The sequence below is a fragment of the Micromonospora sp. LH3U1 genome, from assembly GCF_028475105.1.
GTDB lineage: Bacteria > Actinomycetota > Actinomycetes > Mycobacteriales > Micromonosporaceae > Micromonospora.
The window spans coordinates 237,668-252,204 of record NZ_CP116936.1 but is presented as its reverse complement, the minus strand read 5'-3'; the positions used below and the strand labels follow the sequence as shown (position 1 = coordinate 252,204).

Below are 14,537 nucleotides of genomic sequence, written 5' to 3'. Positions count from 1 at the left end.
CGAATGCCTCAACGCGAGCAGAAAGCCACAGGACGGGCAAGCAGATGACGACGAGCAGGGCGGGCAAGCTGCTGCGGAAGCCCGAGGATCCGCAGCGCGCCACCTTCCTGGAGCTCTTCTTCGACCTGGCGTTCGTCTACGTGCTCATCCAGCTCTCGCAGGTGCTCAGCCTGGACCTCACGTGGCGTGGCACCTTCCACACGCTGGTGTTGCTGCTGGCGGTGTGGTGGGTCTGGTGCAGCACGGCAACGGTCCCGGACAGGTTCGACCCGCAGCGGCCGACGATTCAGCTGCTGGTCATCACGACCCTGGTCGGCAGTCTGGTGATGGCTGTCGCGCTACCGGCGGCGTTCGGCGCGCAGGGCCTCGTCTTCGCGGGCGCGTACGTCGCCGTCCAGGTCGGTCGCAGCATCGGCCTTCTCATCGCCCTGCGGGGCCACGAGTTGCAGCGCGGCGCCCTACGGGTGGTCATCTGGTTCTGCGTATCTGCTGTGCCGTGGATCGCGGGGGCACTGGTGCACGGCACCGCCCGGGAGGCACTGTGGGCGCTGGCGGTGGCCATCGACTATCTGGCGGGGAAACTCCGCTACCTGACACCGGGTCTGGGCCGCTCGCCGCCCTCGGAGTTGCCGAGCGCGGCCGAGCACCTGGCGGAGCGCCACCGGCAGTTCTTCATCATCGCGCTGGGCGAATTGATCCTGGTCTCCGCCTCGACGCTCGGTGGCAGCGGTTTCGCGACCGACCGGACCGCGGCGTTCGTGGTGTCGATCGCCACCACGGTGCTGCTCTGGCGTATCTACATCTATCGTGCTGGCGAGTTGTCGGCAGCAGCCATCGCGGGCTCCCCCGATCCGGCCCGCCTTGGCCTGTCGGCGTTCTACGCCCACCTGGTCATGGTGGCCGGCGTCGTCGTCAGCGCGGTCGGCGCGGAACTCGTCATCGCCCACCCGTCCGGGCACGCCCAAATCGCCTGGATCGCGGTCATCCTCGGCGGACCCGCGCTGTTCCTGGCCGGGCGTGCACGCTTCGAGTACGTGGTCTTCAGCCGGGTATCCCGGGATCGACCGATCGGGCTGCTCGCGCTGGCCGCCCTGACGCCGTTGATGCTCCTCGTACCGCCGCTCGTGGCCGCCCTCGCCGCCGCCGCGGTCCTCGCCGGGGTCGCCGCCTCGGACGCCGCCCGCACGAGAGGACGCTTACCTGAGTCGCCGGCACCACCCGGATAGCCGGAGGCACCCAGCTGGTCGCCGCCTGCGGTCAGCGGGGCAGGGTGGCGAGCAACTCGCGCTTCTCGAACCAGTGGTGGGCGTAGTGCTCGGTGTTGTACGGCTCGATCTCCCGGTAACCGGCCGCGCGGTACAGGGCGATCGCCTCGGTGAGGTTGCGGTTGGTGTCCAATCGGATGGCGGTCGCGCCCCGCTCGGCGGCGTACCGTTCCAGCTCGCCCAGCAGGCGTCGCCCGATGCCGAGCCCGCGTACGATGTCCGCCACCCACACGCGTTTGATCTCGGCGGGCGCGTCGGGGTGGAGTTTGACCGCCCCGCAACCGATCGGTTCGGTGTTGAGGGTGGCGAGCAGGAGCACGCCGGCGGGCGGGACGAGTGCCTCGTCGTGGACCGGGTTGCTCAGCGCGGGGTCGAACCCGTCGTCGAATCGTCGTGCGATGTCCCGGGCGTAGGCCCGCATGCACGCACGGGCTCGCGGGTCGCTCGGCGGGCACGGCTCGATGACCACCATCGACCCGATGAGGAGCCGTTCGACCTCGGCCATGGCGGCGACGAGTCGTTCGCGGCGGTGCTCGGTGAGCGGTTCGAGTATCGAGGTGGCGAGGTCGTCGGACCGTTCGTCGAGGTCGGCCCACTCCGTCCGACCAGCGTCGGTGAGCGTGGCGGTGCGTACCCGGCCGTCGCCGCCGGCCTGATCGGCCGGCCCCACGGTGACCAGGCCGTCGTTTTCCAGGGTGCGCAGGAGCCGGCTGAGGTGTCCGGAGTCCAGGCCGAGCCGGGCCCGTAGCGCGGCGACCTCGGCACCGGCGGGGCCGATCTCCCAGAGCAGTCGGGCCTGTCCCAGGGGGCGCCCCTGGGCCATGTACTCGTCGTCGAGCGCGCCCACCCGTTGGGTGACCGTTCGGTTGAACCGCCGCACGGCGGCAATGAGGGCCGAGTCCATATACCTGACTTTAGTCAGGCTTACCGGCTACGCGCCAGATCCGCGACGGTAGGAGAGGACGCCGGCGTGGTCCAGGACGACCACCAAGAGCACCACCCCGGTGGCGACCCCGGTGACCGCCAGCAGTGGCAGCCGCACGACGGCCGCGGCGCCCGCCAGCACGAGCAGGGCGACGACCCGCGCCCAGGAGAGCCGTCGGTGGATCGCCAGCGAGAAGAGGATCCGCCCGGCGAGGAACAGCATCGGACCGCCCAGGACGACGACGACCGCGGTCGTGTCGCCGGTCTTCGTGGGGTGGGCGATGCTCAGTTCGGCACCGACGGCGGTGACCACCAGCCCGGCGATCATCACCAGGTGCAGGTATCCGGTGATGACGCCGAGCCGGGTCGGGTCGGCGTGCTCGATGGCCGGGCCGAGGCGCTGGCCGGCGGGCGTGACGTAGAGCAGACCGATCAGCACGGCGGTGGCGAAGACCAGCAGGAACGCGGCGGTCTGCGGGGGGTCGAGCTGGGTGCCGGCGTACGAGAGGCCGGCGACCAGGACGAGTTCGCCGAGCGCAATGATCATGATTTGTTGGTACCGCTCAGCGAAGTGCTCGCCGGCGAGGTGCAGCTCCTGTCGCCCGGTCCGGCCCATCCGCGGAGTGGGCCAGCCGAGCCGTGGGCCGGTGAGGTCGATGGCGAGAGCGGCCAGCCAGAGCGGCACCCGCCACGCCGGCAGAAACCCGCCGGCCAGCCACGGTACGGCGGAGACGCTGAACCAGCAGAGGATCCGCAGCGCCCGCCTCTGCCGGGGGTGACCGCGCAGCGCAAAAACGGTGACCACGCCCCGGGCGATGTGGACCGCGACGTACGCGCCAGCGAAGAGCAGGCCCCGCCCATCCAGCGCGTGCGGGATCGCCACCCCGGCCAGCAGGCTGCCCAGCGCGGCGCCGATCAGCAGCCATCGGACCGACGGGCTCGCCGGGTCGTACCAGTCGGCGAACCAGGTGGTGGTCACCCAGATCCACCAGACCCCGGTCAACAGCAGGGCGGTACGCAGCGCGCCGACCAGCGTGAGGTCGTGGAGCAGGTGCCCGGCCAACTGGCTGAGGGCGAGGACGAACGCCAGGTCGAAGAAGAGCTCCAGGAACGAGGCGTTGAGCGACGAGTCGTCTCCCCGCAGCAGCCGTTGGGGCCTGCTCGCCATCAGCGCTCCTCCCGGTGGCACGCACGCCCTGCGTCCGTCGTACCACCCGGGGAGGCCGTCGGAGGCGAAAGCGGGTCAGCGGCGGACGCCGACCCGCGTAGCCGTGCGAATCCACAGCCTCCGGCTCGATGTCTAACACCCGGGGGCGACGACCCGCTGACCCCTCGTGTCGTTGATCCGGCTGCGCCCATGGTCATCGCTGACCACGGTGGGGGCACCGACTCAACGAGGAGGTACGCCGATGACCACTCAGCGGGAAACCGTGCAGGTCGATCACGACCTGTTCCGCGCCGTGTACGACTCGCCCGCATCACTGCCCGGTCGACACCGCTGGACGACCCCGGAGTCGGACGTCCGACGGCTGGAGAAGCTGCTCGGCATGCCGGCGCGCACCATCGGCGCTCCGCTCTGGGTCAGCGGCGACGAACCGGACTGCCCGAAGTGCGGCCGCCGGGTCACCTGGTACGACATCGTCTCGTCGGCGCTCTCCGGCCTGCATGACAAGGCCATGATCGCCACCGTCATCCTCGGCGAGCGCAAGTACGTCAACACCGAAATCCCGGACGCCATCGCCGGCGTGCGCTGCGCCGACTGCCACACCGCGATCGACGGCCTGCGCAGCTTCAAGTGCCACAACTGGGCGTACGCCTTCGAGGCGCTGGAGGCCGTCCGCGAACGAATGGCCGGAGGTCCCGCGCCGACCTGAGCTGGCCGGAGGTCCCGCGCCGACTGCGGTGGATCAGCCGGCCGCGCGGCGGGTGGGGCGGCGACCGGGCGGGGAGGGCGGCTCCGGTCCGGGGTCGGGCACCGGCGGCATCGGCCGGGTGACCGGCTCGGCACCGGTGACCCGCAGCGACTCGCCGTGATGCCACAGCTCGATCCCGGCGTCGGGGGCGGCGTCGGGCAGCTCGTAGCGGGCCTCGGCCGGAGTCAACGTGACCCGTAGCCGATGGTCGCGCCAGCGCAGGCTGAACGCCAGCCGGTCGATCCGTCGCGGCAGCCGGGGTTCGAAGGAGAGCACTCCTCGGTCGTCGCGCAGCCCGCCGAAGCCCTGCACCAGCGCCAGCCACGCTCCGGCCAGTGAGGCCAGGTGCAGCCCGTCGGCGGTCTTGTCCCCCAGGTCCGCCAGGTCCTGGAGGACCGACTCGGCGAACAGGTCGTACGCCAGATCCAGGTGCCCGACCTCGGCGGCCAGCACCGCCTGCGGGGCGGCCGACAGCGACGAGTCGCGGACGGTGCGGGCCTCGTAGTAGGCCAGGTTGCGGGCCTTCTCGTCGGCGGTGAACTCACCCGGGCACAGCTGCATGGCCAGCACCAGATCGGCCTGCTTGACGACCTGCTTGCGGTACAGCTCCAGGTACGGGAAGTGCAGCAGCAGCGGGTAGTCGTCCTCGCCGGTGTTCGCGAAGTCCCACTCGGGCTGCTCGGTGAACCCGGCGGCCTGCTGGTGCACCCCGCGATCGCGGTCGTACGGGATGAACACCGCGTCGGCGGCAGCTCGCCAACCGGCCACCTCGTCGCGGTCCACGCCGAGCCGGCCGGCCAGGTCGGGGTGACGCTCGGCGGCGTCCGCCGCGCCGCGCAGGTTGCGCCTGGCCATGAGGTTCGTGAAGACGTTGTCGTCGACAAGCGCCGCGTACTCGTCCGGGCCGGTGACGCCGTGCAGGTGGAAGTCGCCCCCGTCCGACCAGTGGCCGAAGCCGTGCCAGAGCCGGGCGGTCTCCACCAGCAACTCCAGCCCCACCTCGGCGAGGAACGGCTCGTCGTCGGTGGCCGCCACGTAGCGCAGCACCGCGTCGGCGATGTCGGCGTTGACGTGCAGCGCCGCGGTGCCGGCCGGCCAGTAGCCGGAGGACTCCCGGCCACCGATGGTGCGCCACGGGAAGGTCGCGCCGGTCAGCCGCAGCTCGGCGGCCCGCTCCCGGGCCTCGGGCAGGTGGGCGTGCCGCCAGCGCAGCGCCGAACGGGCCACCGCCGGGGCCAGGTAGGTGAGCACCGGCAGGACGTAGCTCTCGGTGTCCCAGAGGACGTGCCCGTCGTACCCGTTGCCGGTCAACCCCTTGGCCGAGATGGTCCGGTCGGAGTCGGGGCGGCCGGCCTGGATCAGGTGGAACATCGCGAACCGGACCGCCTGTTGGAGCTCCCGGTCGCCGTCGAGCTGCACGTCGGCGACCTGCCAGGCCGCGTCGAGGGCGGCACGCTGGTCGGTGAGGAGGGCGTCGAAGCCGTCCGCGCGGGCCGCGTCCGTCTCGGCCGTGACCAGGGCGGCCAACTCGTCGGCGGGTGTCTCGTCGACCGCCGACCACTCGTACGCGGCGAACTTCGTCAGCCGCAGCCGCTCCCCCGGGTACAGCCGGCCCGTCACGGTCAGCCGTACGCGATCCGGGGTGCAGTCGGCGGTGGTGGCGACCGTTTTCGGCCCGTCCACCAGGTGGCTCACCGCGACCGCGACGCGCTGGCCGCTGTGCTCGGTACGGTGCACCAGCACCCCGTCGAGGCCGGCCGCACTGTACGTCTCGGCGGTCAGCGGGTCGGTGGGCACCGAGGCGGCCCGCGGGTCGTCCGAGCGCTCCGGCACCTTCTCGTTGGCCAGCAGATCCGAACAGACCCGCAGCTCGACGGGGGCTCCCAGCGGCTCGACCTCGTACCGCACGGCGGCCACCGGGCGGCGCGGCAGGGACACCAACCGGGTGCTGCGGATGCGCACTCCCCGTCCGGCCGGTGAGATCCATTCGCTCTCCCGACGCAGCACCCCAGCGCGTAGGTCGAGCACCCGTTCGTGGCTGCGCAGCGTCCCCGTCCGGAGGTCCAGCGGCTCGTCGTCGACCCAGAGTCGGATCAGCGCGGCGTTCGGCGCGCTGATGACGGTGTCGCTGGCCTGCGGAAACGCGTACCCCTCCTCGGGGTAGCTCAGCTCGCGCCGCTCGTGGAGGCCGTTGACGTAACTGCCTGGCATCCCGCACGGCGCGCCTTCGTCGAGGACACCACGCCAGCCGACCCACCCGTTACCCAGCGCGAAGATCGACTCGGTCTCGCCGAGCCGGTCCAGGTCCGCCGCCGTACGCCGAATTTGCCAGGTTTCGTCCTGCACCGTCCCGGCAGCGGGCGGCGGTTGGTCGGTGGTCGAACTGGTGTGCACGAAGCCTCCTGTGGATGCCGACGTCCCCGACCAGCCAAGCAGAGTCGGCTGTACGGACCCTGGACGAAGGCTGCTCGACCTTCGACAGCTGCGGTGCCTCTGCCGCGTTCCTAGGGTGGCCACGAGGTGAACAGGGTATGAACGTGAGGTGAGGTGATGCATGGTCGACACCGGCAGCGTGGACGTTCCGGAGATCAGCGCTGAGTGGTACAGCGACGTCGTCGACGCCGCCGCCAGCAGCCCTGCGCCAGTGCAGTGGTTCGTCGGACACGCCACCGAGGGGGTGATCCTGCTGCTCGGCGCGCTGCTGCTGATGGCCGCGCTGAGCCGCCGGTCCGGCGGCCCGCACGACCGGGCACTCGCCCTGATCGCCCCGGTGCCGGCCCTCCTGGCGTACGCGGGCAGCGAGTGGTTCAAGACCGTGGTGGACGAGGATCGCCCCTGCCGGACAGTCGGCCGGGCGATCATCGCGGGCGCCTGCCCACCCCCGGGTGACTGGTCGTTCCCCAGCAACCACGCCACCGTGGCCGGCGCGCTGGCGGTCACCACGCTGCTGCTCTCCCGCCGACTCGGCCTGATCGCGCTGCCACTGGCCGCGCTCGCCGCCTTCTCCCGAGTCTTCGTAGGGTTGCACTACCCCCACGACGTGATCGCGGGTGTGCTGTTCGGCGCTCTGGTCGCCGTGGTGGCAACCCCCCTGCTGGCCCGCCCCGCGACGGAGGTGCTGCGCCGCCGGGCCGACCGCGCCAACAGCCCGGTCCCCAAACTGGCGAGCCGCTCCCGCCCCTGACCAGCGACGCACCTCCGCCCCCGCGCGCGCCTCCCCGCGCTGCTCGCCGCCAAGGTCACGCCGAACCCTGGACTGGGAGCGTGCGCCCCGCCGCGCCGATCTTGCACTTGTGGTCGTCGACATGAGTGGGATGCCCCTTGTGTCGGGACAGCAAGTGCAAGATCGCGGAGCAGGGGCAGGCCAGCCCCGTCGATCAAGGAGTTGAGGTGCCTGGTTTGGGGTTCGACAGGGCCTTTGTCACCCACCACAACTCCATGATCGGCGAGGCTGACGGGTTGACGAACAACGGCGTTGAATCCATGGTCGAGCGCGATCTTGAGGGGTGGCAGGCGGCGGGAGGGGTGTGGGGCGGGAGGTCAGAGTGTCCAGGGGAGCGCGCCCGCCGTGCCGAGCAGCAGGAACGGGCCGAACGGCAGGTGGGTGCTCCAGTTGGCTCGCCGCGCGGCCAGTAGGCCCAGGCTGACCAGGGCGGAGAGCCCGAAGGCGAGCAGGAGCCCGAACAGCAGCACCGACCAGCCGTACCAGCCGAGCAGCGCCCCGACGCTGAGCGCCAGCTTGGCGTCGCCCAGCCCGAAGCCGCGGCGGCCGAGCAACACCGCGGTGCTGGCGAAGAAGAGCGCCAGCCCCGTGCCGCCGATGACGGCCCGCAGCCAGTGCCCCGGGTCGGCATCGAGCGCGGCCACGCCGAGCAGCAGCCAGGTCCCGGCCGCCGCGGGCAGGGTGAGCCGATCCGGCAACCGGTGCGCGGCCAGGTCGACGAAGACCGCCGGGATCGTCCAGCCGAGCCACCAGGCCAGCGCCGGCAGCGCCCCGCCCGACGGACCGGCCAGCGCCAGCAGCACCACCGTCGCGAACACGGCCAGCTCGACCGTGCCCGGCGGTGGGCCGACCCGTGCCCGGCAGCGACCGCACCGGGCCGCCGGGCCCAGCGCCGGCCAGGGCCGGGTCAGGCCGACCGGCGCGCCGCAGGCGTCGCAGCCGGTCCGGCTCGGCATACCCGGGGGTACGGCGTAGCGCAGCGCAGCCACCCGCATCAGCGGGCTGACCGCGAGGATCGCGAACACGGTCGAGAGCCGGGTGCGAGCCACAGCCGAGAGGAGCGCCCCTCGGGCGGGACGCCCAGGAGGCGGGGCCTGGCGGGCGGGTTCCGCCGTGCCACCTGGCGGCAGGGGCGCCGGGCCCCGATCGGGTGGGTCTTCCCGACCCGGAACGGCTGCCGGGGGCCCGGTCAGCGCCATGTCGCCTCCATCGTGCCCCAGCGGTTCCCCACAAAGGTGAACACGGATCGTGACTGAACGATCGCTACGGTGTAGCGGATGGCGCAGAAAGCGACCTGCCCGCTCGGCCGCCGGAGGGCCTTCTCGGCCACATCCAGGCCCCGCACCCCGCCGGGGGAGGCACTTCGTCGATCGGTTGACAACTCCGCTCGGATGCCGGGATGAGGCCGCGATGTCCCACTCTCGGGACCGCCGACGAGGCCGGTGCGTCCCCCGCCGCCCCGGCGACGCCCAATCATTGACGACCCCTCGCTCGGCCATTGCCGGGGGCGTAGTGCGGACACCCGCCACCACCACCTGTCATCACGCAGAGTGTTCACTTGAATTGCCTCTGTTGCATCGGCGAACGTCAGCCTATGCTCGCCCCTTGGGTATGGCGCAAGCCTCACCTCAACAACGAGCGACACAGGACCTTGCATTTGTAAAAGATTCGTAACGGTGAATGCAGAAGCGTATGAAAGGGCTCCGGATGTGCTGATCCGGGCGCGCTTCCGCATGCCCGACGGCGGTGACCCGTCACCGCGTCGGGCGACCACGAGGAGGCTCGACGGTGCGCGGACGGCAGCTCAGACGAGCGGCAATCTGCCTGCTGGCGGTCGTGGCGGCAGTGCCGGTCACCGCCTGCGCCAGCGGACGGGAGGCGGTCGAACGGCCGACGGGAGCCCGTGACGACGGACAACGGACCGATCCCGACGCCGAACGACGAGCTGCCGAAAAGGCGGCGCTTGACGCGTACTCCGGCTATCTCGCGGCCTCGCGTACGGCGAGCGGGCGCAGTGATCCGCGCGCGCCGGAACTGTCCCGGTTTATCGCTGATCCACTTCTGACTCGGGTCCGATTGTCCATTCGCGACGCTAAGGAGCACGGCGCTATGCGTACCGGGACGTTGAAGTCCGACCCGACCGTGACCGCCGTCAGCCTGGACGCGACGCCGGCCACCGTGGACATCCAGGACTGCCTGGACACGACCGGCTACCGGCTGGTCTTCGCCAAGGACAAGCGCGTGGTCCCGGGCAGCGGCGGTGGCAGACACCTCTCCACCGCCACCGCGACCCGCTATCCCGACGGCCGCTGGCTGATCAACTTCGGCGCGACGCACCGGGACCAGCCGTGCTGACCTGGGGCGGCAGGGGCGCTCCCGCCCGTACCTCCCGGGCCGGAGCATCCCGGCGGGCGCTCGCCGGGATCGGCCTCACGCTCCTGCTGGTGGTCGGCGTGACCCTGCCGGCCGCCGCCGCTCGACGCGCCGACCCGGGAGCCGGCTGCCCGCCCGACCAGCCCGACTGCAGCGTCTGGGACGACGAACCCGGCAACCCAGGCGATCCCGGCGGCGGTGGCGACAACGGCGGCGGGGACAACGGCGGCGGTGGCGGTGGCGGCGTCTGCCAGTGGAACGGGCGGACCATCCCCTGCTACGACGACGTGCTGGGCTGGTTCAGCCGCAGCGACGGCTGCTACTACAAGTTGGCCGAGCCGCAGGGCGAGGCACCCGAGGGTCAGCAGTGGTACGTGAAGACCTGCAACGGCGGCGCCGACGTGGGCAATCAGGACGTGGTGCTGCTGGACGGGCCGCCGCCCGGTTACGGCGCGCCGCCCGACCCGGAGGAGTTGGCCCGTCGCGCCCTGGCGTCGATCAAGTTGCTGCCGGCACCGCTGAAGGTCGCACCCCGTAAGAGCGTCGGTCCCGGCCTGGTCGGCCTGCCCGTCTGGATGTGGGCAGCACCGAGCAAGAGCTACTTCGGCCCGCTGACCGCGTCCGCCTCCGACCGGGGCGTGACCGTCACCATCGAGGCGAAGGTCGACCGGATCGTCTGGGACATGGGCAACAAGGACCAGGTCACCTGCGACGGACCCGGCACCCCGTACGACTCGAAGAACAAGGACCTTGCCGGCCGCGCGTCGCCGGACTGTGGCTACGACAACGGCTACCCGAAGGCCGACACCTACCGGGTCAGCGCCACCACGCACTGGACGGTGAGCTGGCGCGGCGGCGGCGAGAGCGGAGTGATTCCGGTGACCCGGAACAGCGGCACGGTGCAGATCCAGATCAACGAACTCCAGGTGGTGACCCGATGAGCCTCGCTACGCGCAACGGGACCGGGTCGGTGGACGCGCCGGTCAGCCCGCCCAAGGTGGTCCGACAACGCCGGGTCCGCCCGGGGCTGCTCGGTCTCGCCGTACTCCTGATCGCCCTGGGTGGGCTGGGCGCGGCATTCGCGGTCACCTCGGTCCGGGCCACCGGCAGCTACCTCGCGGTGGCCCGGCCGGTCGAGGTGGGCCGGGAGATCAGCTCCGCCGACCTTGTCACCGTGCAGGTCGCCGGTGGCCAGGGGCTGCGCCCGGTGCCCGCCGGCCGGCTGGACGAGGTGATCGGCAAGCGGGCCGCCGTGGCGCTGGTCCCGGGCACCCTGCTCACCCTGGGGCAGGTCACCGACGATCCGCTGCTCGGCCCCGGTCAGCAGCAGATCGCGCTCGGCCTGAAGACCGCCCAGGTGCCGGCCCGCGAACTGCACCCCGGGGACAAGGTCCTGCTGGTCAGCACCCCGGACGACAACGCCCCCGACGCAGCGGCCGCAGCCGGCACCCGGTTCTCGGCCATCGTGATCGACATGGTCAGCCCGGCCAACGACGACAAGGTGCTGTACCTGGCGCTACCCACCCGGGACGTGCCCGCGGTGGTGGCGCTCGCCGCGCAGGAGCGGATCGCCGTCGTGCTGACCGAGGCGGCCTGAGTATGGCGATCATCGCGCTGGTGTCCGCGAAGGGTTCGCCCGGCGTCACGACCTCGGCGCTGGCCTGCGCGCTGGCCTGGCACCGACGGCTGGTGCTCGCCGAGTGCGACCCGGCCGGCGGCTCGATCCTCGCCGGCTACCTCGGCGGCCAACTCGACGGCCCGCGCGGCATCGGGGAACTGGCCGTCGGAGAGCTGCGCGACGGCAACCTGGAAACCGCGTTCTGGTCGCAGCTGGTCGACCTGGACGCACCCCACCGGGAACGACTGTTGCTGCCCGGGCTCGTCGACCCGACCCAGGGTGGCAGCGTCACCCCGCTCTGGCAGCGCTTCGCCGACTACTTCAACGCCCTGGACCGGGGCACCCCCGGTTACGACGTCCTGGTCGACTGTGGTCGGTTGCACGTGACCGGGCCACCGTGGCCGGTGCTGCGGGCCGCTTCGGTGGTGCTGCTGGTGACCCGGGCGCAGCTGCCAGACCTCTCCGGCACCCGTGCGGTGGTCACCGCGATCGAACGGGACTTCGCCGAGCACCGGGTGCCCCCGGGCACTCTGCGGCTGCTGCTGGTCGGCGACGGGCACGGACGAGCCGAGATCAGCCGGGCCCTGAAACTGCCGGTGATCGCGCGGCTGCCGCACGACCCGCGTACCGCCGGGGTGCTCGCCCTGGGCGGGACCGTGCGGGCTGGACGGCCGCTGATGCGCGCGGCGGCCTCGCTGGAGGTGCCGGTCGGCGCGCTCCTGGAGCGGCGGAAGGCCCGGCTGGCGTGGCCCGTGCAGCAGGGGGTGCCCGATGCGGTTTGAGCCGGTCTCCGCCGACCCGCGCCAACAGCCGCCGGGTGTCACCTCCACCGCGCCGCCACTGGCCGTGCCGAACGGCCGACACCACCAGTCGGTGCCGATGCCACAGTCGTTGCCCGCGGCCACACCGCCGCCGGAGTCGGCACCCCGGCCCCGGATGGACTTCCAGGTGGTCCGGGAGCTACGCCGGGAACTCACCGAGCGGCTCACCCTGTGGCAGCGCGGCCGGGAGTTCACCGTCGACGAGGAGGACACCGAGCGGGCCCGGCTCGCCGTCACGGTGGTCGCCGAGTACGCGGACGCGGTTCGCCGGGCCGGCACGCCGATGGCCGCCGGTGACGAACGCCTGCTGCTCGACCAGGTGACCGCCGAGCTGGTCGGGCTCGGCCGGCTACAAACCCTGCTGGTCGACGACACCATCGAGGAGGTGCACATCCTCGGCTGCGACCAGGTACGCATCACCCGGCACGGCGGTGGGGTGGACTGGGCCGAGCCGATCGCCGACAGCGACGCCGAGTTGGTGGAGATCCTCCAGGCGGCGGCCCGCCGGGCCGGGGCGACCGAGCGGTCCCTGTCCACCGTGAAGCCCACCCTCGACCTGCAACTGCCCGACGGCAGCCGGCTGGCCGCGGTGTTCCTGGTCAGCCACCGCCCGTACGCGGTGATCCGCAAGCACAACACCCTGGACGTGAGCCTCGACGACGTTGCGGGCAGCCGGGGCGACCTGGACGAGATGATCGACCCACTGCTGCGCGACTTCCTTCGCGCGGCGATGCGCGCCGGCCTGAACATCATGGTCGCCGGGCTGGCCGGTGCCGGAAAGACCACGATCATCCGCGCGCTGATGAACGAGATCCCGCCGGACGAGCCGTACGTGTTGCTGGAGGAGAGCCGGGAGCTGCTACCGGCCCGCCGCCGGGAGCGGCACCGGGCGGTGATGAGCTTCGAGGCACGGGAGGGGCACGGCGAGCGCGGCTTCGACGGCCGACCGGCGGGCGAGGTGACCATCGCCGACCTGATCCCGCTGTCGCTGCGGATGGGCGTACTGCGGATCATCGTGGGAGAGGTGCGGTCCCGGGAGATCGTGCCGATGCTCCAGGCGATGACCACCAGCCGAGGCTCGATGTGCACCATCCACGCCCGCACATCTGCCGGGGTGGGTGAACGGATCGTCGAGTTGGCGCTGGCACACGGCCGCGAGATGACCGTCGACCAGGCCCGCCGGATGGCCGGCAACGCCCTCGACCTGATCGTCTACGTCACCGTCGAGGACGAGACCGCGATCGGCGGGCGTAAACACCGTTTCGTCTCGCATGTGGAAGAGGTGATCGGGGCCGGCGAAGCTGGTCGGATCACCACCACCACGGTCTTCGGGCCCGGCCCGGACGGTCGTGCGGTTCCCCGGCACCTGCCGGAGCGGGTCCGCGACCAGCTGCTGCGGGTGGGTTACGACGCGCGGCTACTGACCCGCTGGATCGAGGCCGGTGCCGGTGCCTGGCGACGTCCCCGGCAAACCCGACTGGCTCGGCGGGTGACCTGATGCCGGGCAGCCTGGAGTTGATCGCGGTGGTCTCCGGGGCAGCCTGTGTGGCCGGGCTGCTGCTGGCCGTGGTCGCTCTGGTCGGCACCCGCCGGCCGCCCGGGCCACGCCCGGGTGGCGGGCCGGGCCTTGGTCGACTGTGGAGCGGATCCGGCACCCCTGCCGAGCAGCGGGCCCACCAGGTGCTGCTGGTCGCCGCGCTGGTCGCTGGCGCGTTGGCATTCCTGCTGACGGGGCTGCCGGTGGTGGGCCTGCTGGTGGCGGTGGCGGTGCCCGGCACCCCGTGGTTGTTCGGGGTGGGCAAGGCCGAGCAGCGGGCGATCGCCCGGATCGAGGCGGTCGGCGAGTGGACCCGTCGGCTCAAGGACGTCTCTGGCACCGGGCAGGGCCTCCAACAGTCGATCATTGGCACGCTCGGCAGCGTGCCACCCGGCATCGAGGACGAGGTGCGGCTGCTCGCCGCCCGTCTGCAGGCCGGCTGGATGGCCCGCTCGGCGCTGTTGGCCTTCGCCGACGAGATCGGTGACCCGGTCTGCGACCAGGTGGTCGCGGCGCTGATCCTGCACCTCTCGGACCGGGGTGAACGGCTGGGTGACGTGCTCGGCTCGATCGCCGGCGCGGCGTCCGCGGAGGTGGCCACCCGCCGGGAGATCGAGGCCAAGCGCACCCAACCCCGGTTCGCGGTCCGCTTCCTCACCGGGATGACCCTGGCGACCCTGGCGTACGGGCTGATCAACACCGAGTACATCAAGCCGTACGGCACGCCGGTGGGTCAGGCGGTGATGGCCGCCCTCGGCGCCGCCTTCATCGGCCTGTTGGCCTGGGTGCGGTCGATGAGCCAGCCGCAGAGGCCGGCCCGGTTCCTGCCGGCGCCCGACCCCAGCGAGGTGATCGCGTGAGCT

Annotated in this window: 13 protein-coding genes; 9 read left to right on the top strand and 4 right to left on the bottom strand. The window is 72.0% G+C overall.

The window, feature by feature from the left end:
- Positions 1-44 precede the first annotated feature (44 nt).
- Positions 45-1,226, top strand: a complete 1,182-nt coding sequence (locus PCA76_RS01205) for a low temperature requirement protein A (RefSeq protein WP_272614668.1) — start codon at positions 45-47, stop codon at positions 1,224-1,226.
- 31 nt (positions 1,227-1,257) lie between these two features.
- On the opposite strand, the gene PCA76_RS01200 is transcribed toward PCA76_RS01205, so the two are convergent.
- Positions 1,258-2,169 carry a bifunctional helix-turn-helix transcriptional regulator/GNAT family N-acetyltransferase gene (locus PCA76_RS01200; RefSeq protein WP_272614667.1) on the bottom strand — a complete coding sequence of 304 codons (912 nt, stop codon included), beginning with the start codon at positions 2,167-2,169 and terminating at the stop codon, positions 1,258-1,260.
- A 27-nt stretch (positions 2,170-2,196) separates the two neighbouring features.
- Positions 2,197-3,357, bottom strand: coding sequence for a low temperature requirement protein A (locus PCA76_RS01195; protein ID WP_272614666.1), 1,161 nt, complete (start codon positions 3,355-3,357; stop codon positions 2,197-2,199).
- 241 nt (positions 3,358-3,598) lie between these two features.
- Between PCA76_RS01195 and PCA76_RS01190 the strand changes: the two genes are divergently transcribed.
- A complete protein-coding gene (locus PCA76_RS01190) occupies positions 3,599-4,063 on the top strand; it encodes a hypothetical protein (protein ID WP_272614665.1) in 465 nt (154 codons plus the stop codon).
- Positions 4,064-4,096: 33 nt separating this feature from the next.
- Here the strand turns inward: PCA76_RS01190 and PCA76_RS01185 are convergent, their stop codons facing one another.
- Positions 4,097-6,496, bottom strand: a complete 2,400-nt coding sequence (locus PCA76_RS01185; protein WP_272614664.1) for a glycoside hydrolase family 65 protein — start codon at positions 6,494-6,496, stop codon at positions 4,097-4,099.
- A gap of 160 nt (positions 6,497-6,656) precedes the next feature.
- Between PCA76_RS01185 and PCA76_RS01180 the strand changes: the two genes are divergently transcribed.
- Complete coding sequence (locus PCA76_RS01180) at positions 6,657-7,286, top strand: phosphatase PAP2 family protein (protein ID WP_272614663.1); 630 nt, start codon at positions 6,657-6,659, stop codon at positions 7,284-7,286.
- Positions 7,287-7,642: 356 nt separating this feature from the next.
- On the opposite strand, the gene PCA76_RS01175 is transcribed toward PCA76_RS01180, so the two are convergent.
- The gene (locus PCA76_RS01175; RefSeq protein ID WP_272619113.1) at positions 7,643-8,320 is read right to left on the bottom strand and encodes a prepilin peptidase; all 678 of its coding nucleotides are present in this window, start codon (positions 8,318-8,320) and stop codon (positions 7,643-7,645) included.
- Positions 8,321-9,113: 793 nt separating this feature from the next.
- On the opposite strand from PCA76_RS01175, the gene PCA76_RS01170 reads away from it, so the two are divergent.
- From PCA76_RS01170 to PCA76_RS01145, 6 genes are read left to right on the top strand one after another with little or no spacing between them, the layout of a single operon-like run.
- Positions 9,114-9,680 (top strand): hypothetical protein, encoded by a 567-nt coding sequence (locus PCA76_RS01170; RefSeq protein ID WP_272614662.1) that lies wholly within the window; start codon positions 9,114-9,116, stop codon positions 9,678-9,680.
- Positions 9,674-10,639 (top strand): hypothetical protein, encoded by a 966-nt coding sequence (locus PCA76_RS01165; RefSeq protein WP_442930189.1) that lies wholly within the window; start codon positions 9,674-9,676, stop codon positions 10,637-10,639. The genes PCA76_RS01170 and PCA76_RS01165 overlap by 7 nt, the downstream gene beginning before the upstream one ends.
- Complete coding sequence (locus tag PCA76_RS01160; protein ID WP_272614661.1) at positions 10,636-11,295, top strand: SAF domain-containing protein; 660 nt, start codon at positions 10,636-10,638, stop codon at positions 11,293-11,295. The genes PCA76_RS01165 and PCA76_RS01160 overlap by 4 nt, the downstream gene beginning before the upstream one ends.
- Positions 11,296-11,297: 2 nt before the next feature.
- Complete coding sequence (locus PCA76_RS01155; RefSeq protein ID WP_272614659.1) at positions 11,298-12,098, top strand: ParA family protein; 801 nt, start codon at positions 11,298-11,300, stop codon at positions 12,096-12,098.
- A complete protein-coding gene (locus PCA76_RS01150) occupies positions 12,088-13,635 on the top strand; it encodes a CpaF family protein (protein WP_272614658.1) in 1,548 nt (515 codons plus the stop codon). The genes PCA76_RS01155 and PCA76_RS01150 overlap by 11 nt, the downstream gene beginning before the upstream one ends.
- On the top strand, positions 13,635-14,534 hold the full coding sequence (locus tag PCA76_RS01145) for a type II secretion system F family protein (RefSeq protein WP_272614656.1): 900 nt from the start codon (positions 13,635-13,637) through the stop codon (positions 14,532-14,534). Before PCA76_RS01150 ends, PCA76_RS01145 begins: the two co-directional genes overlap by 1 nt.
- The last annotated feature ends 3 nt before the right edge of the window (positions 14,535-14,537 follow it).

Bases quoted from the DNA above. Each gene is read 5' to 3' on its own strand.
- PCA76_RS01205 (WP_272614668.1), top strand. From the start codon at position 45: ATGACGACGAGCAGGGCGGGCAAGCTGCTGCGGAAGCCCGAGGATCCG.
- PCA76_RS01200 (WP_272614667.1), bottom strand. From the start codon at position 2,169: ATGGACTCGGCCCTCATTGCCGCCGTGCGGCGGTTCAACCGAACGGTC.
- PCA76_RS01195 (WP_272614666.1), bottom strand. From the start codon at position 3,357: ATGGCGAGCAGGCCCCAACGGCTGCTGCGGGGAGACGACTCGTCGCTC.
- PCA76_RS01190 (WP_272614665.1), top strand. From the start codon at position 3,599: ATGACCACTCAGCGGGAAACCGTGCAGGTCGATCACGACCTGTTCCGC.
- PCA76_RS01180 (WP_272614663.1), top strand. From the start codon at position 6,657: ATGGTCGACACCGGCAGCGTGGACGTTCCGGAGATCAGCGCTGAGTGG.
- PCA76_RS01175 (WP_272619113.1), bottom strand. From the start codon at position 8,320: ATGCGGGTGGCTGCGCTGCGCTACGCCGTACCCCCGGGTATGCCGAGC.
- PCA76_RS01160 (WP_272614661.1), top strand. From the start codon at position 10,636: ATGAGCCTCGCTACGCGCAACGGGACCGGGTCGGTGGACGCGCCGGTC.
- PCA76_RS01155 (WP_272614659.1), top strand. From the start codon at position 11,298: ATGGCGATCATCGCGCTGGTGTCCGCGAAGGGTTCGCCCGGCGTCACG.
- PCA76_RS01150 (WP_272614658.1), top strand. From the start codon at position 12,088: ATGCGGTTTGAGCCGGTCTCCGCCGACCCGCGCCAACAGCCGCCGGGT.
- PCA76_RS01145 (WP_272614656.1), top strand. From the start codon at position 13,635: ATGCCGGGCAGCCTGGAGTTGATCGCGGTGGTCTCCGGGGCAGCCTGT.